At 67.9% G+C, this 22,257-nt stretch carries 21 protein-coding genes; 6 read left to right on the top strand and 15 right to left on the bottom strand.

Annotated elements, in window-relative coordinates; genetic code table 11:
* Window positions 1–75: 75 nt before the first annotated feature.
* The 4 genes from prpB to LTA6_RS08185 all read right to left on the bottom strand — a co-directional run bounded on the left by prpB (window position 76) and on the right by LTA6_RS08185 (window position 4,267).
* Window positions 76–984 carry a methylisocitrate lyase gene (prpB, locus tag LTA6_RS08200; RefSeq protein ID WP_341977318.1) on the bottom strand — a complete coding sequence of 303 codons (909 nt, stop codon included), beginning with the start codon at window positions 982–984 and terminating at the stop codon, window positions 76–78.
* Window positions 984–2,510 carry an MmgE/PrpD family protein gene (locus LTA6_RS08195; protein ID WP_407359140.1) on the bottom strand — a complete coding sequence of 509 codons (1,527 nt, stop codon included), beginning with the start codon at window positions 2,508–2,510 and terminating at the stop codon, window positions 984–986. Before LTA6_RS08195 ends, prpB begins: the two co-directional genes overlap by 1 nt.
* Complete coding sequence (locus LTA6_RS08190; RefSeq protein WP_407359139.1) at window positions 2,507–3,166, bottom strand: GntR family transcriptional regulator; 660 nt, start codon at window positions 3,164–3,166, stop codon at window positions 2,507–2,509. Before LTA6_RS08190 ends, LTA6_RS08195 begins: the two co-directional genes overlap by 4 nt.
* 126 nt (window positions 3,167–3,292) lie before the next feature.
* Window positions 3,293–4,267: an EamA family transporter gene (locus tag LTA6_RS08185; protein WP_407359138.1), complete on the bottom strand. Its 975-nt coding sequence runs from the start codon at window positions 4,265–4,267 to the stop codon at window positions 3,293–3,295.
* Between the two features lie 48 nt (window positions 4,268–4,315).
* On the opposite strand from LTA6_RS08185, the gene LTA6_RS08180 reads away from it, so the two are divergent.
* Window positions 4,316–4,855 (top strand): CGNR zinc finger domain-containing protein, encoded by a 540-nt coding sequence (locus LTA6_RS08180; protein WP_341977310.1) that lies wholly within the window; start codon window positions 4,316–4,318, stop codon window positions 4,853–4,855.
* Between the two features lie 18 nt (window positions 4,856–4,873).
* Here the strand turns inward: LTA6_RS08180 and LTA6_RS08175 are convergent, their stop codons facing one another.
* From LTA6_RS08175 to LTA6_RS08155, 5 genes are all read right to left on the bottom strand, one after another.
* Window positions 4,874–5,491, bottom strand: a complete 618-nt coding sequence (locus tag LTA6_RS08175; RefSeq protein WP_407359137.1) for an SGNH/GDSL hydrolase family protein — start codon at window positions 5,489–5,491, stop codon at window positions 4,874–4,876.
* A 41-nt stretch (window positions 5,492–5,532) separates the two neighbouring features.
* Window positions 5,533–5,898: a VOC family protein gene (locus LTA6_RS08170; protein ID WP_407359259.1), complete on the bottom strand. Its 366-nt coding sequence runs from the start codon at window positions 5,896–5,898 to the stop codon at window positions 5,533–5,535.
* Window positions 5,899–6,012: 114 nt separating this feature from the next.
* Entirely contained in the window at window positions 6,013–6,432 is a 420-nt protein-coding gene (locus LTA6_RS08165) for an RbsD/FucU domain-containing protein (RefSeq protein WP_363549257.1), read from the bottom strand.
* A gap of 11 nt (window positions 6,433–6,443) precedes the next feature.
* Window positions 6,444–7,430, bottom strand: coding sequence for an aldo/keto reductase (locus tag LTA6_RS08160; protein WP_407359136.1), 987 nt, complete (start codon window positions 7,428–7,430; stop codon window positions 6,444–6,446).
* Window positions 7,414–8,712 (bottom strand): L-fuconate dehydratase, encoded by a 1,299-nt coding sequence (locus LTA6_RS08155; RefSeq protein WP_341977303.1) that lies wholly within the window; start codon window positions 8,710–8,712, stop codon window positions 7,414–7,416. The genes LTA6_RS08160 and LTA6_RS08155 overlap by 17 nt, the downstream gene beginning before the upstream one ends.
* Before the next feature lie 135 nt (window positions 8,713–8,847).
* On the opposite strand from LTA6_RS08155, the gene LTA6_RS08150 reads away from it, so the two are divergent.
* Both LTA6_RS08150 and LTA6_RS08145 read left to right on the top strand, forming a co-directional pair.
* Entirely contained in the window at window positions 8,848–9,708 is an 861-nt protein-coding gene (locus LTA6_RS08150; RefSeq protein WP_341977301.1) for a fumarylacetoacetate hydrolase family protein, read from the top strand.
* Window positions 9,705–10,457, top strand: coding sequence for an SDR family oxidoreductase (locus LTA6_RS08145; RefSeq protein WP_341977299.1), 753 nt, complete (start codon window positions 9,705–9,707; stop codon window positions 10,455–10,457). Before LTA6_RS08150 ends, LTA6_RS08145 begins: the two co-directional genes overlap by 4 nt.
* Window positions 10,458–10,578: 121 nt before the next feature.
* Here LTA6_RS08145 and LTA6_RS08140 read toward each other — a convergent pair whose 3' ends face one another.
* Genes LTA6_RS08140 through LTA6_RS08120 form a run of 5 tightly spaced genes read right to left on the bottom strand, consistent with a single transcriptional unit; the run spans window position 10,579 to window position 16,276 of the window.
* A complete protein-coding gene (locus LTA6_RS08140) occupies window positions 10,579–11,421 on the bottom strand; it encodes a carbohydrate ABC transporter permease (RefSeq protein ID WP_341977297.1) in 843 nt (280 codons plus the stop codon).
* Window positions 11,411–12,358, bottom strand: a complete 948-nt coding sequence (locus LTA6_RS08135) for a sugar ABC transporter permease (RefSeq protein WP_341977295.1) — start codon at window positions 12,356–12,358, stop codon at window positions 11,411–11,413. Before LTA6_RS08135 ends, LTA6_RS08140 begins: the two co-directional genes overlap by 11 nt.
* A complete protein-coding gene (locus LTA6_RS08130; RefSeq protein ID WP_341977293.1) occupies window positions 12,355–13,629 on the bottom strand; it encodes a sugar ABC transporter substrate-binding protein in 1,275 nt (424 codons plus the stop codon). The genes LTA6_RS08135 and LTA6_RS08130 overlap by 4 nt, the downstream gene beginning before the upstream one ends.
* 14 nt (window positions 13,630–13,643) lie before the next feature.
* Window positions 13,644–15,242: an FAD-dependent oxidoreductase gene (locus LTA6_RS08125; RefSeq protein ID WP_341977291.1), complete on the bottom strand. Its 1,599-nt coding sequence runs from the start codon at window positions 15,240–15,242 to the stop codon at window positions 13,644–13,646.
* Window positions 15,239–16,276 (bottom strand): LacI family DNA-binding transcriptional regulator, encoded by a 1,038-nt coding sequence (locus tag LTA6_RS08120; protein WP_341977289.1) that lies wholly within the window; start codon window positions 16,274–16,276, stop codon window positions 15,239–15,241. The genes LTA6_RS08125 and LTA6_RS08120 overlap by 4 nt, the downstream gene beginning before the upstream one ends.
* A 156-nt stretch (window positions 16,277–16,432) precedes the next feature.
* On the opposite strand from LTA6_RS08120, the gene LTA6_RS08115 reads away from it, so the two are divergent.
* Together LTA6_RS08115 and LTA6_RS08110 are read left to right on the top strand one after the other, a co-directional pair.
* Window positions 16,433–19,042, top strand: coding sequence for a hypothetical protein (locus LTA6_RS08115; RefSeq protein ID WP_341977287.1), 2,610 nt, complete (start codon window positions 16,433–16,435; stop codon window positions 19,040–19,042).
* Between the two features lie 138 nt (window positions 19,043–19,180).
* Complete coding sequence (locus LTA6_RS08110) at window positions 19,181–20,458, top strand: DUF418 domain-containing protein (RefSeq protein ID WP_341977285.1); 1,278 nt, start codon at window positions 19,181–19,183, stop codon at window positions 20,456–20,458.
* Between the two features lie 90 nt (window positions 20,459–20,548).
* On the opposite strand, the gene LTA6_RS08105 is transcribed toward LTA6_RS08110, so the two are convergent.
* Window positions 20,549–21,502, bottom strand: a complete 954-nt coding sequence (locus tag LTA6_RS08105) for an amidohydrolase family protein (protein ID WP_341977283.1) — start codon at window positions 21,500–21,502, stop codon at window positions 20,549–20,551.
* A gap of 47 nt (window positions 21,503–21,549) precedes the next feature.
* On the opposite strand from LTA6_RS08105, the gene LTA6_RS08100 reads away from it, so the two are divergent.
* On the top strand, window positions 21,550–22,227 hold the full coding sequence (locus tag LTA6_RS08100; protein WP_341977281.1) for a FadR/GntR family transcriptional regulator: 678 nt from the start codon (window positions 21,550–21,552) through the stop codon (window positions 22,225–22,227).
* Window positions 22,228–22,257 lie beyond the last annotated feature (30 nt).

Genomic DNA, 22,257 nt, shown 5'->3' with positions numbered 1-22,257 from the left:
TCCTTTTGCTACTCCCGGTCGTTGAGCGAGCGAAGCGAGTCGAAACGCGTTTCGTCTCGTCGCTGCGCTCCTTGCTCAACGGCCGGAGGTGTCGATGGTGAAGTTGAAGACGCCGGAGTCGAAATGGTTGTACGACTCGTAGTCGATGAGGTCGTAGAGATCGGCGCGGTGCTGCATCTCGCCGAGCCTGCTGGTCAGATGCCCGTCGTCGTTCAGCGTATCGAGTGCCCGCCCGGCCGCCCCCATCGCGATGCGCAGCAGCGAAACCGGCCAGATGACGATGCTGACGCCGGCGTCCTGCAGCTGCGCCGTGGAGAACAGCTCGCTCTTGCCGAACTCGGTCATGTTCGCGAGGATCGGCACGTCCAGAGCCTTCGCCATCGCCTCGAACTCGGCGAGGTCACGCATCGCCTCCGGGAAGATCGCATCGGCGCCGGCATCCACCAGTGCCTTCGCACGGTCGATCGCGGCATCCAGCCCTTCGACGCCACGGATGTCCGTGCGCGCCATGATGAGGAAGTTCGAGTCCCTTCGGGCGTCGGCCGCCGCGCGGATGCGCTTGACCGCCGTGTCCTCGTCGACGACGCTCTTGCCGTCGAGATGACCGCAGCGCTTCGGGTTGACCTGGTCCTCGATGTGGGCGCCGGCGAGGCCGGCATCCTCGAGCTCCTGGATCGTCCGGGCGACGTTCATCGGCTCGCCGAATCCGGTGTCGGCATCGACGATGGCCGGGAGGTCCGTCATCCGGGCGATCTGCTTCGCGCGTCCGGCGACCTCGGTGAGGGTGGTCAGGCCGATGTCGGGCAGGCCGAGGTCGGCGGCGAGCACCGCACCCGAGATGTAGACCCCGTCGAAGCCCTTCTGCTCGATGAGGCGCGCAGAGAGCGGGTTGAAAGCGCCGGGGAACTGTAGCAGTTCCCCGCCGGCGAGCCGCTCTCGGAACAGCCGCCGCTTCTCCGCGGGTGTGACGGTGGAGTACAGCATCAGAACAGCCCCTTCGGAGCATCCGCTGCCTCGAGCAGGCCGGGCTTCGCGATGATCGACAGCTCGCCGACCTCGGCGACCGTGAGCTCGGGCAGACGCTGCACGAGCGCGAGGAAGCGCTCGATCTCGGCCGGCTCGAGCACCGGCTCTGCCAGCAGCCGGAACTTCGCGACGTAGTTCTCGCGCACGAACGGCCGAGCCCCCAGCGGGTGGGCGTCCGCGACCGCGATCTCGTCGACCACGGTGGTGCCATCGGTGAGGCGGATCTCGACGCGGCCGCCGAACGCCTTCTCGTCGGGGTCTTCGGAGTGGTACCGACGCGTCCACTCGGCATCCTCTGCCGTGGTGATCTTGTGCCACAGTGCGACGGTGTCTTCCCGGCCGGCCCGCTCCGGGGTGTACGAGTCGACGTGGTGCCAGCCGCCGTCCTGCAGGGCGACCGCGAAGATGTACGGCACCGAGTGGTCGAGGGTCTCGCGCGACGCGGTCGGATCGTACTTCTGCGGGTCGTTCGCGCCGGAGCCGATCACGTTGTGGGTGTGGTGGCTGGTGTGGATGACGATGGCCTCGACGTTCGCCGGGTCCCGCAGTGCCGGGTTCTCGATGCCGAGCTTGCGTGCGAGGTCGATCAGCGCCTGCGCCTGGTACTCGGCCGAGTGCTCTTTCGTGTACGAGTCGAGGATCGCGCGCTTCGGCTCGCCGGGGGCGGGCAGTGGCACCTGGTAAGACGCATCCTTGCCGTCGAGCATCCAGGCGATCACGCCGTCCTCGCCTTCATAGATCGGAGACGGCGAAGTCTGTCCGCGCATGGCCCGATCCACAGCTTCGACCGCCATCTTGCCGGCGAACGCCGGAGCGTGCGCCTTCCACGTGGAGATCTCGCCCTTGCGGCTCTGCCGAGTGGCGGTGGTGGTGTGCAGCCCCTGACCGACCGCCTGGTAGATGGTCTCCACGTCGAGTCCGAGCAGGGTGCCGATGCCGGCGGCGGCCGAGGGGCCGAGGTGTGCGACGTGGTCGATCTTGTGCTTGTGCAGGCAGATGGCGCGCACCAGGTCCATCTGGATCTCGTACCCGGTCGCGATACCGCGCACCAGCGCCCGGCCGTCCGCGCCGACGTGCTGGGCCACCGCGAGGATCGGCGGGATGTTGTCACCGGGGTGCGAGTACTCGGCCGCGAGGAAGGTGTCGTGGTAGTCGAGCTCACGCACCGCGACGCCGTTCACCCAGGCCGCCCACTCGGGGCTGGTGCGGTCGTCGAGCGCGGCTCCGAACACGGTCGCGCCCTCCCCGCCCCGCGATACCGGGTGGCTGAACGCCTGCGCACGGGCGGCGTTGATCGGGGCGCGGGTGAGAGATGCCGCGGCGACCGAGGCGTTGTCGATGATCCGGTTGATGATCATGTCGACGACGTCCTGCTCGACCTCGACCTGGTCGGCGGCGACCTCGGCGATCTTCCAGGCGAGCTGGTCTTCTCGCTCGAGCGTCTCGGAGCTGGGGTAGACGCGGACGTGGTGGTTGATGGTCATGCTGATCCTTCCGGAAGGGATTCGAGGATGCTCGTGAGCGCGTTGTGCAGGTGCACATGCGTGGCGTGGGCGGCGAGATCGCCGTCGCGGGCGGCGAGCGCCTCGGCGATGGTGCGATGCTCGGAGGCGGAGGCTGCGAGTCGCGCCGGCTTGTCGCGGGCCATGCGCCGCACCCGCACCAGGTGGGTGCGCACCGTGCGCAGTGCCGAAGATATGTAGTCATTGGCGACGGCCGCGTCCAGTGCGGCGTCGAAGCGTGCGATGAGCGCGTAATACGCATCCCGGCCCTCTGCGGCGGTGAGATCGACGTGTGCGAACTCGCCGGCGAGGTCCCGGAACAAGGCGGCATCGCCGCGGGCGGCCGCGAGCCGAGCAGAGGTCTCCTCGAGCGCCCGGCGGATCTCGAAGAGGGCGCGGATGTCGTCGGCATCCAGATCCGCCACGACCGTCACGCGCGGCGACTGCTGCACGACGAGGCCGTCGGCGGCGAGCCGGCGGAGGGCCTCGCGCATCGGCGTGCGGCTGATACCGAGGCGTGCCGCCTGCTCGACCTCTCCGAGCACCAGCCCCGACGGCAGGGCGCCCGATTGGATGCCGTCCAGCAGATCGGCATAGGCGCGATCGCTCGCCGTGGTGCGATCGGCGGCGAGAGTCATGGGGATAGTGTATACATAAACAGCTCGCTACGGCATCTGCGCATCCAAGGCGGGATCCCTGGTATACATTCGTCGATTTGTCAGGCCGTCACGGCAGCATGGGCGATCTCCGCACCCGCGCCAGGGTCAGCGCTCAGCGATGCTCTCCGCCACGACTTCGGGAATCGGCTCGACGAACTCGGGGACCACCGGCTCCCCCAGCTTCACCACCACGACCCCGATGAGCACCAGAGCCCCGCCGAATGCCTGTACCAGGTTGGGCAGCTGACCGAGCAGCAGCCAGCCGAACAACAGCGCGGCGACCACCTCGGCGAGCGCGACGAACGAGGCGAGGCGAGACCCGAGCATCCGGGTCGAGGCGATGCCGAGCAGATACGCGACCGCCGTCGCCAGAATGCCGATCGCGAGCACGGGAACGAACCACGGCACCGTGCCGAAGCGGTACGCGATGTCCTGTGTGGTCCACGCGAGGGGCAGCACGCCGATGGCTCCCGCAATGGTGAGCCCGATGGCTCCCAGCAACAGGCCGAGACCAGCCATCGCGACAGGGGGCACGCCGGTGTCGGCCCGCCCGGAGAGCACGAAGTACATCGCAGCGCCGACCATGGCGCCCAGCGCCCAGAGGATGCCGCCGCCGTTGACCTGCGCACCGGTGAGGATGTCGAGCATCAGCACGAGACCGACGAAAGCGATGGCGGCGCCGAAGACACTGCGACGGCTGGGGCGCTCACCGCGGCGCAGCCAGAGCCAGAGCACCACGGCGACGGGCGCCGTGTACTCGATGAGGAGCGCCAGCCCGACGTCCATCACGGCCACAGCCTGGAAGTAGCAGACCTGAGTCGCGGCGACCGCGAGCAATCCGTAGGCGGCGATCATTCCGGCATTGCGCCGAAGGACGCCCCATCGGCCGCGCATGGCGATGAGCGTCGGCACGAGGAGAACCAAGGCGGCCACCCAGACCCGTGCAGTGACCGCGGCCCCTGGTGTCCATCCCGCGTCGATCAGACCACGCGCCCACCCACCCGACATCCCGAAGGCGAACGCGGCACCGATCGCCAACGGCAGGCCGAGACGCACCCCTCGCGCCTTGTCATTTGCCATTGCGTCCATGACATGTGACGTTACGCTCCGCCGATGTAACATGTCAATATGCTCTTCACCGATGACACCGCGGAGGGCCTGCGCGCGGCCGTCTGGCTGGTGAACTCCGCAGAGGATCCGGACACGCTCGACAGTCTCGACGACGAGGGCGCCTTCCTCTCGATGTTCCCGTACAACGGCCGACTGGACCGCGATGCGGAAGAGCTCGCCTCATTGCGCGCGCTCCGCCCCCGCCTGCGCGCCATGCTGCTCGCCCCGCGCGACGAGATGGCGGCGCACGTCAACGCCGCGCTCGGGGAGTCGAATCTCGCCCCCCAGCTCGTCCGGCATGTCAACGCCGACTGGCACCTGCACGCGGTCGCCGACGAGCAGCCGCTCGCCGAGCGCGTGCTCATCGAGACCACCATGGCGCTGATCGACGTCATTCGCGCCGATGAGGGGTCGCGCATCTCCGTCTGCGACGACGACACGTGCAACGCCCTCGCCCTGGACCTCTCCCGCAACCGCTCGAAACGCTACTGCTCGGCCACCTGCGCGAATCGAAACGCCGTCGCGGCCTACCGCGCACGGCGCGCTGGCGACGACTGAGGTCCTGCCCGCCGCGCGTCAGCGGGCGTCGCGGGCGAGCGCGGCCTCCCGCCAGGCGTCGGCGATGATCTCGGACCCGAGCCGGGTCGGGTGCACGCCGTCGGGCGCGAGGTCGGCGATCGGATGCTCGGATGCCGCCGCCGTAAAGATGTCGTGCAGCGGCACCAGCTCCGCGCCGAACTCGGCCGCGAGCGAGCGGACCACGGCGCGCTTCTCATCGAGATCGGGCAGCCATTCCTGCTGCTCGGCGAGAACCGGCAGGAAGAAAGGCTCCATGAGGATGAGCCGCGGTCGGTGCGCCTCGACCACCTGAGTGAGCAGTGCACGCAACGTCGACTCGAAATCGGCTGCAGACGTCGGGTCGTCGCTGTCGAAGCGCCGCCACATGTCGTTCACACCCACGTACACAGTCAGCAGGTCGGGCTCTGTCGGCATCAGCTCGACGTCCCACCGTGCGGCGAGATCCTTCGCCCGATTGCCGCTGATCCCGAGGTTTCGCACGGTCGCTCCCTGGGCGGCGAACCCGTCAGCCAGCAGCGAGACGTAGCCGTCGCCCAGCGAGGCCGGGTCCGCGCGATCGCGTCCGGCATCCGTGATCGAGTCCCCGATGAAGACGATGCGGTCGAGGTGATCCATGAGTGCTCCTTCGTCGAACTCCGATCACCCTATCGGGAGACTCACCCCTCCCCCACGACCCCCTCGAACAGCCCGACGTGGTTGCCGTCGGGGTCGACGATCACCGCCCAGGAGCTGTTCTCGTCGATCGGCTGCTTCTCCATCGCGACAGAGCCGCCCGCGGCGAGCGCCGCCGCAACCGTGTCGTCGATGGAGTCGACCTCGACGTATGAGCGCGGATGCGTGAAGTCGTCGCTGCGCGGCGCGAGCCCGCCGCCGGAGACGCCGTTCGGGGCTCGCCACATCGGATAGCCCTCGAACCCGGGCATCTCCGCGATATCCCAGCCGAACAGGCCCAAATAGAACGACTTCGCCCTCTCCATGTCGCCCACCGGGATGTCGATGTGCGTGATGTCACCGTGCGCCATGATGCTCCCTTCCACCGAGTTCTCGTCGAGTCCCCGTCGAACCGACGAGAACAGTCTCGTCCCCTCGACAGGGCCCGACAAGAGCCTCCGCTCGGCATCGCGGAAACGCGGATTTCAGGCGGAGGCGTGCCCGACCACACCCTTGCGCAGCAGGGCGTTGCCGTACTTGCGGGTCTCGCCGGTGCGCACCATCAGGTACGCCTCGCGGGCCACCTCGTAGTACGCGAAACGCTCGACGAAGCGGGTGGTGTCCAGCGTCGTGCCGGCGGCATCCATCAGCTCGCTCTGTACGTCGAGCACCTCGCCGTCGGCCGAGGTCATCAGGTCGATGCCGGGTGCGTCATCCAGCGGAATCACGGTGCGGATCGCGGCGAGCACCTCGGGGGTGGTCGTGCCGGGCAGGTCGATCACATGACGCCCCAGCGCCCACGCCGGGAAGTGCGCGTCGGCGATGACGACCGAGTCGGAGTGACCCATCCGATCGAGGTGCAGCAGCAGCTCTCCGGTGAGCAGAGGGTGGATGCCTTCCAGCACGTGTTTCTCCCTCAGATCGTCGCGACGGAAGCCGGGATGAGGCCTTCGGCGGCGAGGTTCTGCCAGAGTGCTTCGGGTATCTCCAGGGCAGCGTAGTCGGCGTTCTGCTGCAGCTGCGCCGGGCGGCTGCCGCCCACGACCACGGAGCGCACCTCGGCAGCCTGGAGCGGGAACTGGATGGCGGCCGCCGGAAGCGGCACGTCGTGGTCGTCGCAGACGGCGGCGATCCGCACGAGCCGTTCCCACAGCGCATCCGGCAACTGCCCGTATTCGTAACGCCCGTCGCGCCGCGGCACGCTGGATGCCAGCAGGCCCGAGTTGAAGACGGATGCCGCGACGATGCCGGTTCCGGTCTCCCGGCACGCCGGCAGCACGTCGGCCGCCGCGGGCTGCTCGAGCAACGTGTACCTCCCGGCGACCATGATGAGGTCGAGGTCTGCCCCGCGCACGGCGGCAGCGAGAGCATCCGACACCATCGAGCCGATGCCGATCATGGGAGCCTGCCCCTCGTCGCGGAGCTGTTCGAGCGCGGGCAGCGCTTCGGCGAGCGCAAGCTCGAGATCGTGCCGTTCCGGGTCGTGCAGGTAGACGAGGTCGATGCGCTCGATGCCGAGCCGCTCGCGCGATTCCTCGAGGCTGGTGCGAACGCCCGCCTCCGAGAAGTCCCAGACGCGCCGGAGATCGGCCGGCACGTGGAAATCGTTGGCCGTGTCGAGCCCGCCGTCGTGGTCGGGGTTCGGCCGCAGAAGGCGACCGACCTTGGTCGAGAGCACGTACTCGTCGCGCGGCTTCGTCTGCAGGAACGCACCGAGGCGACGCTCGGAGAGCCCGAGGCCGTAGTGCGGCGCGGTGTCGAAGTAGCGGATGCCGCTCTCCCACGCGGCATCCAGCACCGCCCAGGATTCATCGTCACTGAGTTCGCGGAAGAGGTTGCCGACGTTGGCGGCACCGTAGCCGAGGCGGGGGAAGCCCGTGCGGAGATCAGGCGACGACGACATGCTCGCCCTTCCAGGTGTAGGCCGCGATGCTGGACGCTTTCATCTCCATGCTCGTTCCTGGCGCCGTCGGCACCATGTAGGAACCGCCCTGGATGTTCGTCGGCACGACGAAGTGCTCGTGCAGGTGGTCCACGTATTCGATCATGCGGCCGTCACGGCTGCCGCTCACCGCCACGAAGTCGAACATCGACAGGTGCTGCACGGCCTCGCAGAGGCCGACGCCGCCGGCGTGCGGACAGACCGGAACTCCGAACTTCGCGGCGAGAAGCAGGTTGGCGATGTTCTCGTTGACGCCGCCGACGCGGACGGCGTCGATCTGCATCACCGCGATGGCATCCGCCTGCAGCAGCTGTTTGAAGATCATCCGGTTCTGCGCGTGCTCACCGGTGGCCACGCGGATGGGCGCCACGCCGCGGGCGATCTCGGCGTGACCGAGGATATCGTCGGGGCTGGTGGGCTCCTCGATCCACGCGGGGTGGAACTCGGCGAGCGCGTTCACCCACTCGATCGCCTCGGAGACCTCCCAGCGCTGGTTGGCGTCGATCGCGATCGGGAAGTCGGGGCCGCACACCTCGCGTGCCTTGCGGAAGCGACGGATGTCGTCATCCAGATCGGCGCCGACCTTGAGCTTGATCTGAGTGAAGCCGTCGGCCATCGCCTCTCGGGCGAGGCGCTCCAGCTTCTCGTCGGAGTAGCCGAGCCAGCCGGGGCTGGTCGTATATCCGGGGTACCCGGTGGCCAGCAGCTCCTGCTCGCGAGCGGCCCGCCCGGGTTCCGCGTCCCGCAGGATCTTCAGGGCGTCCTCGCGAGTGAGCGCGTTGGTGAGGTATCGGAAGTCCACGAGATCGACGAGCTCTTCCGGCGTCATCCTCGCCAGGAGCTGCCAGAGCGGGAGCCCGGCGCGCTTCGCCTTGATGTCCCACAGCGCGTTGATCACCGCACCGATCGCCATGTGCATGACGCCCTTCTCCGGGCCGAGCCAGCGCAGCTGCGAGTCGCCGATGATCTCGCGGAACGTGCCGCCCATGTCATCGATGAGCGGCTCGAGCTCGCGCCCGACGAGGTGACCGGCGAGCGCGTCGATCGCGGCGACCTGCACGTCGTTGCCGCGGCCGATCGTGAACACGAAGGCATGACCCTCGATATCGTCCCCGGCGTCGGTGCGCACGATCACGTAGGCAGCCGAGTAGTCGGGGTCGGGGTTCATCGCGTCCGAGCCGTCGAGACTGAGCGACGTCGGAAAACGGATGTCGGTGGTGTCGAGTGCGACGATACGGCTCACGGGTTCCTCTCCCTGGCATGAGCGAATGACTCATGCGGATCTCTTGGAGTGTAAACATCGGATGTCTATACTGTCAACGAGGGCGGCTGAGAAAGCGACCCACCGATCGAATCATCCAGACGAAGCAGGAGAACCATGAAGTTCGCACGGCTTGGCGACCCGGGGACCGAGATCCCCGTTCTCGTAGAGGGCGACCACTACCTCGACCTTCGGGCCGTGACATCCGATGTGAACGGTGATTTTCTCGCCGGTGACTTCCGTGCGCGCATCGCGGCGGCCCGGGAGGCGGACCAGCTCCCCGTGCTCGAGGATGCGGCGGCGATGCGTATCGGCGCGCCGATCGCCCGCCCGAGCGCGGTCATCTGCATCGGCATGAACTACGCGGCGCACGCCGCAGAGTCAGGCTCAGAGCCCCCGACCATCCCGATCGTGTTCCTGAAGACGCCGAACACCGTGGTCGGCCCGAACGACACCGTGATGATCCCCCGTGGCAGCGAGAAGACCGACTGGGAGGTCGAGCTCGGCATCGTCATCGGACGCCGAGCGGCCTACCTCGACTCCCCCGAGGAGTCGCTCGACCATGTCGCCGGATTCGTCGTCGCGAACGACGTGTCCGAGCGCGACTTCCAGATGGCCGTCTCCGGCGGTCAGTGGTCGAAGGGCAAGATCGCCTTCGGCTTCAATCCGACCGGCCCGTGGCTGGTCACCCGCGACGAGGTCGACCACCAGGCGCTCGGGTTGCGCAGCTTCGTCAACGGCGAGCCGCGTCAGGACTCGAACACCGCCGACATGATCTTCTCGGTCGAGCACATCGTGCACCACCTCTCGCAGTACGTGACCCTCGAGCCGGGCGACCTGATCCTCACCGGAACACCGCAAGGCGTCGCCCTCTCCGGCAAGTACCCCTACATAGCACCCGGTGACATCGTCGAGGTGGAGATCGATGGACTGGGCCACCAGCGCCAGGAATTCGTCGCATGGGAGGCACGGAAATGACCCGCTCACTTGAGGGACTGGTGGCGATCGTCACCGGCGGCGCCTCCGGCATCGGCGCAGCCATCGCCGAACGACTGCACGCCGACGGTGCGCAGATCGCCGTGCTCGATCGCGACACGGCCGGCGCGGATGCCGCGTTCGCCGCCTTCACGGCCGATGTCTCGGACCGCGCGTCGGTGGATGCTGCGGTCGCCGCGGTGGCTGAGAAGTTCGGCCGCATCGACATCGTCGTGAACAACGCCGGCATCGGCGCCCAGGGCGATATCGCCGCGAACGACGATGACGAGTGGGCACGAGTGCTGTCGATCAACGTCACCGGAATCGCCCGTGTCACCGCGGCAGCGCTGCCATGGCTGCGGAAGTCTCCAGCGGCGGCAGTCTGCAACACGGCATCCATCGCCTCCACCACCGGGCTCCCGCAGCGCGCGCTCTACAGCGCGTCGAAGGGCGCGGTATCGGCCCTGACGCGGGCGATGGCCGCCGACCACCTCCGTGAGGGCATCCGCGTGAACGCCGTGAACCCGGGCACCGCCGACACCCCCTGGGTGCAGCGCCTGCTCGATTCGGCTGCGGACCCCGCCGCCGAACGTGCGGCACTCGAGGCGCGTCAGCCGCATGGCCGCCTCGTCTCCGCCGGCGAGGTCGCTGCAGCCGTGGCCTACCTCGTCAGCCCCGCGGCCGGATCGACGACCGGCACCTTCATCGAGGTCGACGGCGGCATGGCGCGGCTGCGGCTCCGCTCCGAGTAGCCTTCGACGCCGTCTCTTCCGCTCCCGTCGCGAAAATGCCCGGTATTCCGAACGGATACCGGGCATTCTTGCGACCGGAACACCGGAAGCCGGCGACGGGAGCACCAGCCACTGGCAGACCTCAGCCTTTGAGACCGGAGTGCGCGAGCCCTTCCACGAACTGACGCTGGGCCACGATGAACACGATCAGCATCGGCACCACCGTCATGGTCGCGGCGGCGAGCTGCGTGTTCCACATCTGTCCGCCATACGCATCCGTGAACCGGGTCAGTGCCTGCGGCAGCGTGAACAGCTCCGGCGACGTGAGGTACACCGTCGGTTCGAGATAGAGGTTCCACGACGAGAGGAAGGTGAGGATCGCGACCGCCGACAGCGCCGGCTTGGACAGCGGAAGACTGATCCGCCACCAGATCGCCGGCCTGCCCAACCCGTCGATGCGCGCCGCCTCCTCCAGCTCGACGGGCAGCGACAGGAAGAACTGCCGCATGATGAACGTCGCGAGGACGCACGGGGCGGCGAGCGCCGTCACCAGTATCAACGGCCAGTGGGTGTTGATCATCCCCCACTGCTTGAACATCTGGAACAGCGGCACGATCGTCACCTCGCCGGGCACGAGCAGACCGACCAGCACCACGAGGAACAGCGCATCCGCAAAGGGAAAGCGGATGCGGGCGAAGGCGTAGCCGGCGAGACTCGACACCGCCATCACGATCGCCGTGACGAGCACCGCGATGTACACGCTGTTGAAGTACTGCTGCGCGAACGGCTGGAAGGTGAATGCCTCGACATAGGCGGCGACCGTCGGGTTCTCCGCGAACAGCGCGGGCGGCGAGCGGAAGATCTCTGCCAGCGGCTTGAACGATGACGTGATCATCCAGATCGTCGGCACCGCGAACGGCACGGCGAGGACGATCAGCGCTGCGATGAGGATCACTCGGCGGATGCGGGATCCCTCACTCCTCATAGAACACCCACTTCCGGCGGAGCTGCCACTGCAGCATGGTCAGCAGCATCACGAAGGTCAGCAGCATCAGGGCGAGCGTCGACCCGTAGCCGATGTCGTTGAACTCGAACGCCTGCTGGAAGACGTAGTAGACGAGCACGGTGGTCGACAGACCGGGGCCGCCGCCGGTGAGTACCGCGACGTTGGCGAATGCCTGCAGCGATCCGACGATGGTGATGACGGCGGTCAGCATGAGCGTCGGTGAGATCAGGGGCAGGGTGATCCGGAGGAAGATCCGCCCCGGTCCTGCACCGTCGATCCGGGCCGCCTCGTAGAGCTCCGACGGCACGCCTTGGAGCGCAGCGAGGAAGAGCACCATGTTCACCCCGACGCTGCGGATGACCTGGGTGACGATGACCGAGATCATCGCCGTGTCGCCGGAGAGCAACCAGTTCGGCCCGTCGATACCGAAGACCGCGAGGAGCGCGTTGATGCCCCCGTTGTCCTGCAGCAGGAATCCCCAGACCAGCGTCCACGCGACCACCGAGACGATCACGGGCGAGAAGAAGATCGTGCGGAAGATCGTCACGCCGCGGAAGCGGCGGTTGAGGAGAACCGCGAGGCCGAGGCCCGCCGCGATGTTGAGCACGACGATGCCGAGTGAGAACACCGCGGTCGCACCGAGCACCGCCGGTAACTGCGGGTCCGTCAGCAGAGCGGCGTAGTTGTCGCCGCCGACGAACGTGAGTTCTCCGCGGAAGATGTTCCACTCGTTGAGGCTGTACCAGATGCCCAGTCCCACGGGCACGAGCACGAACAGCACGACGCCGGCCAGTTGCGGCGCGATGAAGAGATAGCCGGTGAGGTGGTCGCGCCGCCGCATCGTCCAGAACGGGCGGTGCGGATCCCGGGGCGCCACCGCGCCCCGGGACTCGATCACCGTGTCGAGAGCGGTCACTTCGACAGCAGCGGCTCGATGGCTTCGCAGGTCGCAGCGAGCACGGCCTCGACGTCGGCATCCGCCGCCCACATCGCATCCAGAGCGGTCTTGCCCGCAGCCTTGATCTCCGCGGGTCCCGTGTGGTTGGGCAGCGTCACCGCGTCGGGCAGCTGGTCGATGACGACGCTCTCGAGCTGGTCGGCCGTGAGCTTCGGGTTGTTCGCGGCGAGCTGCTCACCGGTCAGCAGCGACTCACGGGGCGGCGGGAAGTACGCGGCGAGCTTCTCCGCGTTCTCCGGGTTCGTGAGGAATGCGAGGAAGTCTGTCGCCTCCTGCACGTGCGGGCTCGTGGCGAGCACGCCCACACCGGCCTGACCGATGACGGAGTATTCGCCCTCGGGCCCGTTCGGCAGCGGGATCACGTCGTACGCGAAGGATCCATCGAGCAGCGCCGCGCGCGACACCTGGGCGACCGTGAAGGCCGCGTCGCCGGCGAAGAAGTCCGCGGTGGTCCCCGGCCCTGGCATCGACTGGTCGACGAAGGCCGCGTCGTGCAGGAACGTGAAGGCGTCGACCATCTCCGGACTGTCGAAGGTGCAGGTCTTGCCGTCCGCGCTCCAGGCGCTGGCGCCCCAGCCGGTCCACACCGTCGCGAGCTGTCCCCAGTTCGCGTAGTCGAAGTCGCGGATGACGAAACCGGCCTTGCCGGTGGCCTGGTGCACGGTGGCGCCGAGTTCGCTGATCTTCTCCCACGTGACGTCGCCGTCGATGGCGGCTCCGGCCTGTCCGAGGAGATCCTTGTTGACGTAGAGGGCGAAGGGCGAGTTCGAGAACGGGTAGGCGTACAGCTCATCGTCGACCGCGAACTCCGCGGTGACGCTGCCGACGAGATCGTCGTAGTTCCAGCCCTTGGTGGCCTTCAGAGCATCGGTCAGCGGCACGAGGGCGTCCGCCTCGATGAGGTCGCGAGACAGGTCACCCATCCAGGCCAGATCCGGCGCGTTGCCGCCGGCGATCTGCGTCGTGAGGGTGGTGTTGTAATCGGCGAAGGGCAGCGATTCGTACGTGATCTCGCCGATCTCCGGGTGGTCCGCCTTGTATGCCTCGGCGATCTCATCGAAGAGTGCGAGCTGATCCTCGTTCGACGTCCACACCGACATGCGCAGGTCCACGCTTCCCGGGGCGGCAGTGGTCTCGACGGGAGTCGGCGCGGCTGCCCCGCATCCCGCCAGTGCCAGGCCCAACGCGGCGATTGCGGTCGCCGCACCCAGCTTCTTTGCTGTTGACATCTTCCTTCTCTTCTCTAGTAGCCGATGATCTCGGGCCAGTGGATCTCGATGCCCGCCTCGACGAGGCGGGCCTGGAAAGCGATGACGAGTGCCCGGTCCGCCAGAACGGCGCCGGGATCGAGCGCGCCTTCCAGACAGAAGGCAGCGAGCTCGCCGGCCGACTCGCCGATGTTCCACTCGACGGGGTGCAGGCGATAGGCGCCGTTCGTGATGTGGGTGGTGCCGATGTTCTTCGCCGCCGGCAGGAAGTTGCGCAGCCGCACGGGAACGAGCGCGCCCAGGGGGATCTCGAACGGCGCGCACTCGACATCGATGTAGTTGTCACCACCTGTGGAGGGGTGGATGTCGATCCGGTACATGCCGACGCCGACGGAGTCGTCGAAGGTCGCGGGCCCGCCGTGTCCGCGGAGCGCCACCGAGATGTCCTGCTCAACGACCGTGCGTCGTGCGACGATCCGCCGTGACTCACGGATGTAGGGCGCCTGAGCGAATCCGTCTTCGGTACCGGCGACGTCTCCCCGCAGGCGGAGCCCCGGAAAACCGAAGCCGCCGTCGGGTCGCGGAGCCTCGGTCTGCAGCCAGTACACGTACGACCGCGCGAGTTCCTTGGCGCCGGCCAGGTGGTCCGCGGCATCCGCGGTGTCGATGACAGAGCCGTCGAGGTAGTCGAGCATCGGCCAGTTGGCCACGACCACGTCGCTGTCGAGGAAACCGGGGACGAAGTTCTCACGGGCGAGAATGCGACGGAACTCCCAGAGGTCTCGGTCTCCCGCGTCGGTTCTCTGATCGGATGCTCCGCGCTCGACGATCGGCGGGTTGACGTTCATGGTGCGCGTCACGGGTTCCAACGTGCGCGGATCCGGTGCGGTGAACGAGAGCAGCGGGGCGCCCCAGAACTCCGGATGGGCCGCCCGAAAACGGTCGTACTCCGCAGGTCGCTCGATCGTGTGATCGGCGCCCTCCTCGTGGTCGAACGCGAAGCACCAGGTGATCGCCTGCACGTTCTGCGGGTCGGACACCTCGGCGGCGTTCGGCTCCCCTGTCTCGGCGCGAGATTCGGCGCCGACGACGTACTCGGCATTGACGAGAGGGAGGAGATCACCGGTTTCGGTGGCGTCGAGGACGAAGGACGCGGTGATCTCGCGCCGCTGCCCGTCGTGCTCGACAAGGACCGACGTCACGAGGTCGCCATCGACGGTCGCCGCGACAGGCAGCGCCGGCTGCAGAACGGTGAGCAGCCCGCTGGCACGGTAGGGCGCGAGCAACGCATCGAGCACTGCGACCGCGACGCGCGGCTCGTGGCACAGCCGACTGACCCGACCGAGTCCGGGGTTCAGCTCCTTCGTCGAACGAGCGCGCTCGGTGAGCGGATAGTTCTGGCGGTAGTAGTCGCGGATGCCGTCGCGGAGCGCGCGATAGGACGCGGTGATCCCGAACTGCTCGACCCAGTACGACTCGTCAGGCGGAACGATCTGCGAGGTCAGCTGCCCTCCGAGCCAGGGGTACTGCTCGGTGAGGATCACCTGGCGACCCCGCCGGAGCGCGGCCAGCGCAGCCGCGACCCCGCCGAGTCCTCCGCCGACGATGAGAACGTCGGTCTGCAACGACGTCATCGACTCACCGCGTGAAGGGTCGCGCCGTCGACGATCTCGCCGGTCAACAGCACCTGCTTCTGCAGGTCACCGCGTTCGGCCACGTCGGTGAGGATGATGTCCTGGAGCAGCGACAGCGCCCGCGACGCGACGGCCTCGCGGCGCAGATCGAATCCGCTGAGCGGTGCGCCGTCGATGGCGTGACCGGCGACGTCGGCGAGCGCGACGTAGCTGAGGGCGGCATCCGGCGCCTCTGCGGCGAGCGCGGACGCTGCGGACTCGGCGAGGAACGCGTCCTCGGCGATCACGGCGGTGGAGTCCAGCTCGAGTACGCGACGAGCGATCGCCGCGCGATCGAGGCCGGTCACATCGATCGAGGTGACCGCGATGCGCAGCCCTGAGGCCGCCTGGGCGATTCCGGAACGGCGGTCGGCTGCGGCGGGGGCGACCGTGCCGTGGTGGAGGTAGACCGCGCGCTCGTGACCGAGAGCCGCGAGGCGGCGGATGATCTCGCCGGTGAGCGACAGGTAGTCGATTCCGACGTACGGCACATCCGGCTCATCCCGACGTCCGACGGCGACGAACGGGAAACCCTCGGCGACCAGTCGTGCGAGTTCTGCGCCATTCATCTGCTGCCCGAGGAGCAGGCAACCGTCGGCGAGGCGGAACCGGGTGTTCTTGTGGAACAGGCTGCGCGAGCCGTCGACGAGCGGAGAAGCCGTGAAGAAGAGGAGATCGCAGCTGAGCCGTTCAGCGGCGCGTTCGATGCCGTTGAGGAGCGGACCGTAGAAGTCCATGCTCTCGGCCGACAGTGCCGGCTCGTAGGTGAAGATGCCGAGGATCTTGTTGTCGAGTCCGGCGAGGCGACGCGCTGCGGGGTCGACGACGTAGGTCGTCTGCTCGATCGCTCGCAGCACCCGCTCACGAGTGGCCTCGGGGATGCGGACGTTGGAGTAGTCCTTGTCGTTGAGCACCATCGACACGGTCGCCTGGCTCACCCCGGCGATCTTCGCGATCTCGCGCTGGGTGATGCGCCCATTCTTGTTCGTCGTCATTGACCTCTCCTGATCGAGCTCTCCTGATAGTTCGGATTATCAGAACTCGAAGATGACCATAACAGACCGGATCGGATCCTTGTCAAACTCTTGTGCTGGAATCGTTACTCGGTGCATAGTTCCTTGATAATCCCTATCATCATGGAAAGGACAATGATGTCCCCCGATCCCCTGCACCTCACGCTGTCCCGTCGGCACTTCCTCGGCGCCGGTCTGCTCGCGGGCGCCCTGATCGCGCTACCTCCGAGCACCGTCACCGCTTCAGCCGCGGGAACCGACGTCACGCTCACGGCCACCGGCATCCGTGTCGTGGCATCCGTCGGCGGGCGCATCGCCGTGCACAACGCGACCGGAACGCTGCTGATGGCGGGCTCCCGCTTCCAGACGAAGGACACCGTCCACGGCATCCAGACCTCCACCGGCGGCACGCCGTCCCTGGTGACAGTCGGCGGTGAGCAGGCGATCCGGATGGACTACACGATGCCTGTCGCGGCGGGCGGGCAGACCGTGTCTGCCGTCATCCGCGTGCAGACCGCGCAGATGCACGTCGAATGGACGGTGTCGGGATCGACGACCCTCAACCCGGCCGGCTTCATGTTCAGCAGGGCGATCAACCTGCCCACTGCCGCCGACGAGTACATCCCGACGTCGGAGTGGCAGCGCGACGGCGCGGGCGGCGTCCCCTACGAGGTTCCGACGGGCGTCGTCTACCGGTCCGCGTGGGCCGCCGGCCACGGGCTACTGCTGCTTGACTCGTCTCGCAAGGCCTGGACCACATCCACCTGGGTGCACGCCCCCGGCAGCTCGGTGGATGCCACGACCGCCGTGACCCGCGCGAGCCTGATCCTCACCGATGCACGTCCTGCCTCGGGTGCCGCCATCGGGCGCGGAGACGGAGTGGGCATCGAGCTCTCCACGCAGCGGCCGTACAACGTGTGGGATGCGGCGGGCGACGTGACGGCGACGGTCACGGTGACCAATGCCCACGCGGTCGACGACACCTTCGCGCTGGACTGGTGGGCGCGTGACGACAACGGGGTCGTCGTCACCTCCGGCACGCAATCGATCACGATCCCCGCTCTGTCCACGGCGGATGCGGCGATCACGGTCCCTCTGGAAGCGGAGGGGATGGTGCTGCTCGAGGCGACCGCCACGACGACGAGCGACAGCGCATTCGCGCGCACCACACTCGCCGCGCTGACCCCGTTCGGCTACACCGCGGGTTCGGCCAGCATGTTCGGGATCGCGAACTACCCGTGGCTGCTGAACGCCGGCGAGCAGGCGACCCTCGACCTCTGGCAGAAGATCGGCATCCAGTGGATCCGGATCGCCTACGACGGCGGGCCGGGGCTGCCGCCATCGGCGTACGACGCTCGAGGGATGGATCACAACCTCGAACTGCAGCCCGACCTCACGGCGACCGATGCCGCTCTGGTCACCTGGGCCGGGTCCAGCACGGCCACGGCCATCGCAGCAGGGGCAACCTGGTTCGAGGTGGGCAACGAGCTCAACCGTCCGTTCAATACCGGCGATGCCGCCCCGGCATACGTGGAGCGCGTGCTCAAGCCGGTGCACGCGGCGCGCGCCGCCCAGGGCGCCGACTTCCGGATCATGAACAACGGACTCGCGGGAATGGATCGTCCATGGTTCGAGGAGTTCCACGCTGCCGGCGGGTGGGATCTCGTCGACGGCGTGGCCTTCCACCCCGGGCGTGGGAACTTCACTCCCGACTTCGTCCCGGACGGAGACGGCGGCGAATGGAGTCCCGGGGCCACCGGAACGTACTGGAACTTCCTCGGTGGCCTTCGCCAGCTGAAGGAGATGATGTCCGAGTACGGCGAGAAGGAGATCTGGCTCACCGAGGCCTATGCCTGCACCCGGCCCAACGCGTGGTGGAACGACACCTATCGGCACGCCGCCGAGAACGTGCTGCTCTCGCTCGCTCTCGCCAAGGCCGAGGGTGTGCGGGCCGTGTGCTGGTATCAGTTCTTCGATTCGTACACGATCAGCCCGATGGGCGCCGACCCCGAGGACACGGAGTACCACTTCGGGCTGGTGAATCGAGACCTCGGGCCCAAGCCGTCGCTCCTGGCCTATGCGACGGCAGCCCGCGCGTTCGATCAGGCCGAGTTCGTCCGCTGGGTGCACCTCGATGACGGAACCACCCACGGCCTGCTCTTCACCACGCCGGAGGGCCCGCTCGCCGTGCTCTGGAACCGCAGCGACGGATACCTGCTCAACACCGCCGGTGCCCGCACGGACTGGCGCTTCCCCGCGCCGGAGATCTGGCAGGACGGTTGGTCGACGAAGACCCAGGTGACGCTCCCGGCCACGGCGACGGTCACAGAGACGGACTCCTTCGGCCGAACGAGCGCACTGGCCTCGTCGGGCGGGCAGGTGCAGCTCAACCTCGACGGTGCGCCTCGGATCTACCGAGGGCTGCTCCTCGACGGCCTCGACGCCGGGCCGGTGGCGACCTCGGGCGCGGTGTCCGTCCAAGCCACGCGAACCGACGGCAGAGCCGCCCTCACCGTGACGGTGCAGGGTGCGGGTGACCGCGACACCGACGTGCGCATCGAGACGACGCTCGGATCGGATCGGATCAAGCGCCTCGCCCCTGGCGAGACCCAGACGCGCACGTTCGTCGCCGACGGGCTGACGATTCCCGCAGGAGCGGCGACCGTCCGCACGCATGCGCTCGGCTCCGGACAGCCCGAGACCCACACGATCGAATACGTGGCGTTCGACGCTCGTCCGATCGGCTGACGGGCGCCGCCCGAGCCACCGCCGGTCGCGGGAGGCATCGATCCCATCCGGATCGATGCCTCCCGCTGCGACCGGCTATCGTCCGCGTATCGAGATCTGCATACGAGACCACAACAGCTCGACGCATTGACTGGGTCGATGACCGATCTCGTCTCACCGTCCCCGCTGACCCCGCACCGCCGTCATTCTCCGCCCGAACTACCGACGCCGCCCGCACCGCCTACGCCGCCTGCCGAGTCAGCCGCAGCCGACGCCGCCGATCACACAGGATCGACGAGCTCACGGCCGATCGAGTCGGCTCGGTCGCAGCGCCGCATTCCTTCGCTCGACGTGATCCGCGGAGTCGCCATCATCGGCACCCTGGCGAGCAACATCTGGCTGTTCGTGGCTTTCACCGGCGATCGCGCCGTGGACATCTGGTGGCAGGATTTTCTGGGGTGGATCCCGGATGGCAAGTTCCTGGGTCTGCTGACCATCATGTTCGGCATCGGTCTCGAGATCCAACGCCAAGCGGCCCTGCGGCGGGGCCTGCGCTGGCCAGGCACGTACCCCATCCGAGCCGGCCTGCTCTTCCTCGACGGCGCCTTGAACTACATCTTCGTCGTGCAGTTCGACGTCCTGCGCGCGTACGCCATCGTCGGCTTCATCGTCGCATTCGTCCTCCTGCTGCCGGAGAAGCGGCAGTGGGTCTTCATCGGGGCGGCGCTCGCAACGCACCTCGCCATCCTCACGATCGGGATCTTCGCTCCAGGCGGTGTGAGCCTCCCGGGGATCGTGCTTCCCGGCGAATTCCCCGTGTACGAAGCCCGGCCCACCTACTGGCAGACCGTCCACGAGAACGTCCTGACGGTGTTCTCCGACATCACTCTCGGCACCGACGCCGGCACGATCATCACCCTTGGTCTCGCCGTCTTCACCCTCGGGGCTGTGCTGTACCGAAACGGCATCTTCGAGAGCCGCGGAGCCCGGCTCAGGAAGTGGCTCATGGTGATCGGCTTCGGCGTCGGCCTGCCACTGGACCTCCTCGCGTTCGTCACCGGCGACACTTTCAACTTCGGCAGATACGTCACGGCACCCATGGTCGCCTTCGGCGTGCTCGCGCTCATGGCCGAGTTCTATCAACGTCGCCCCATCGGATTCGTCGGACGTCGACTCTCGATGGTCGGCCGGATGGCTCTCACCTGCTATGTGCTGCAGAACATCCTCGGGCGCGTGGGACAGTACGTGATCGGTAACTCGCCACTCTCCGGTCTGATCGACCCGGTGCTCGGCACACTGGCGATGTTCGTCGTGATCACCCTGCTGCTCGTCCTCTTCGCCGAGCTCTGGCTGCGAGCATTCCCTCGGGGTCCCCTCGAGTACGTCTGGCACGTGTGCTTCGAACTCATCACCAGGAAGCTACGCCGGTCGTCCTGACCCTTCCGGTCGCGAAATGTCCCGGTATTCGCGAGGAATACCGGGACATTTTGCGACGGGAACGACGTGGGGCCGAACGGTTGCAGGGCGCTAGCCCCGGTCGCCGCGCAGCCAGCCCAGGATGCCGCCGCGGCGGGGCGCGCTGTCGATGCCGTAGAAGCGTGCGGCATTGGCCCACAGGATCGCATCGACGTCGTGGCCGCGACTCGTCGCCCACGCTACGACCGTCTGCGCCCAGCGGGTGCGAGCGGTCGGCTGATACGTCGGAGCACCGTCGGCCGGAGCGTGCGGGTCGCCGGGCTCGGCCGGCCCGATGACCGAGACCGGCCAGTCGCTGCCCCACATCAACCGCTCCGGGCCGAACGCCGCCGCGGCGGCGTCCAGGAAGGGCGCGACCTGCGCAGCATCCCAATCTCCGCCGGCCTCGCCAGGGAGCCCGGACAGCTTGCAGTAGACATTCGGATGCTGCGCCAGAGCGGTCAGGTCCGACACCCACTGGGCCGATGGCGCGAGCGGGGCGGATGCCATGCCCACCGCGGGCTTGCCGACATGGTCGAGCACCACTCGCAGTTCCGGCACGGCCGCGGCGAGCGCCGTGATGTCCGGCAGCTGCGCGGCTCGAACACAGGCGTCGAACGTCCACTCGCGCGCGGCGAGGGCGCGGGCACCGGCGATGAACGCGGGTGTCGCCGCGAGGCCGTCGCGCTCCCCCTGCAACAGGTGGCGTACCCCGACGACCAGCCCGAACTCCGCGAGCGCCTCGAGATGCGCCGTCGTCGAAGCACCCTCGTCGAGCCGCGCACCGGCGACGATGGCCTTCACACCGGCCTCACGGGCAAGACCCGTCACCCAGCGCACCTCGTCGAGGAACTGTGCTTCGACGCATTCTGCCTGGACGAAGACGGCACCCACCTCGGTGGCGCCCTCGATCCGGGCGTGCTCCAACTCGAGAGCCGCGAATTCGAAAGCGAGCGGCCCTTCCAGCCAGGTGTACTCCAGAAGGTCGGGTCTCCACAGGTGCAGGTGTGAGTCGAGGACGCGCATGGCTCCATCCTGCCCCAGACATCCGATGAATGTGCGAGGATGACGCCATGGCTGTGACTGACGAGGCGATCGAGAAGATCAAGGCGATGATCGTGTCCGGCGAGCTCGGCCCCGGCGACCGGCTCCCGCCGGAGAAAGAGCTGTCCGAGAGGCTCGGCCTGTCCCGGAACTCGATGCGCGAAGCGGTGAAGGCGCTCGAGGTCATTCGCGTGCTCGATGTGCGCCGTGGCGACGGAACCTATGTGACGAGCCTCGAGCCGAACCTGCTCCTCGAAGCCATCTCATTCGTCGTCGACATGCACGGCGACGACTCGATGCTGGAGATCTTCGCCGTGCGACGGATGCTGGAGTCGCAGGCCACCGGCCTCGCCGCCACCCTGGGCAGCGGTGACGAGATCGCCGAGCTCGAACGGGAGGTCGGCGGGGTCGACGCCTCCGTCACCGTCGAGGAGCTCGTGGAGCACGACATCCGTTTCCACCGCGATATCGTGCGCATGGCCGGCAACGCGTACCTCTCGAGCCTCATCGATCACCTCAGCAGTCAGACGGTGCGCGCCCGCGTCTGGCGCGGTCTCACCGAGGAAGGCGCTGTCGAGCGCACGCTCTCCGAGCACCGCGCGATCGCAGATGCCATCGCACAGCGCGACCCCGCTCTCGCAACGTCGCTGGCCACCGCGCACATCGCCGGCATCGAGCGGTGGCTGCGTCAGGCCGCATCCGCCTGACGGACGGGTCCCGCCCGGAATCGCCCGGCC

It is taken from the genome of Microbacterium sp. LTA6 (assembly GCF_045690355.1).
In the GTDB taxonomy this organism is placed as follows: domain Bacteria; phylum Actinomycetota; class Actinomycetes; order Actinomycetales; family Microbacteriaceae; genus Microbacterium.
This window is presented reverse-complemented; position numbering and strand designations above follow the sequence as displayed.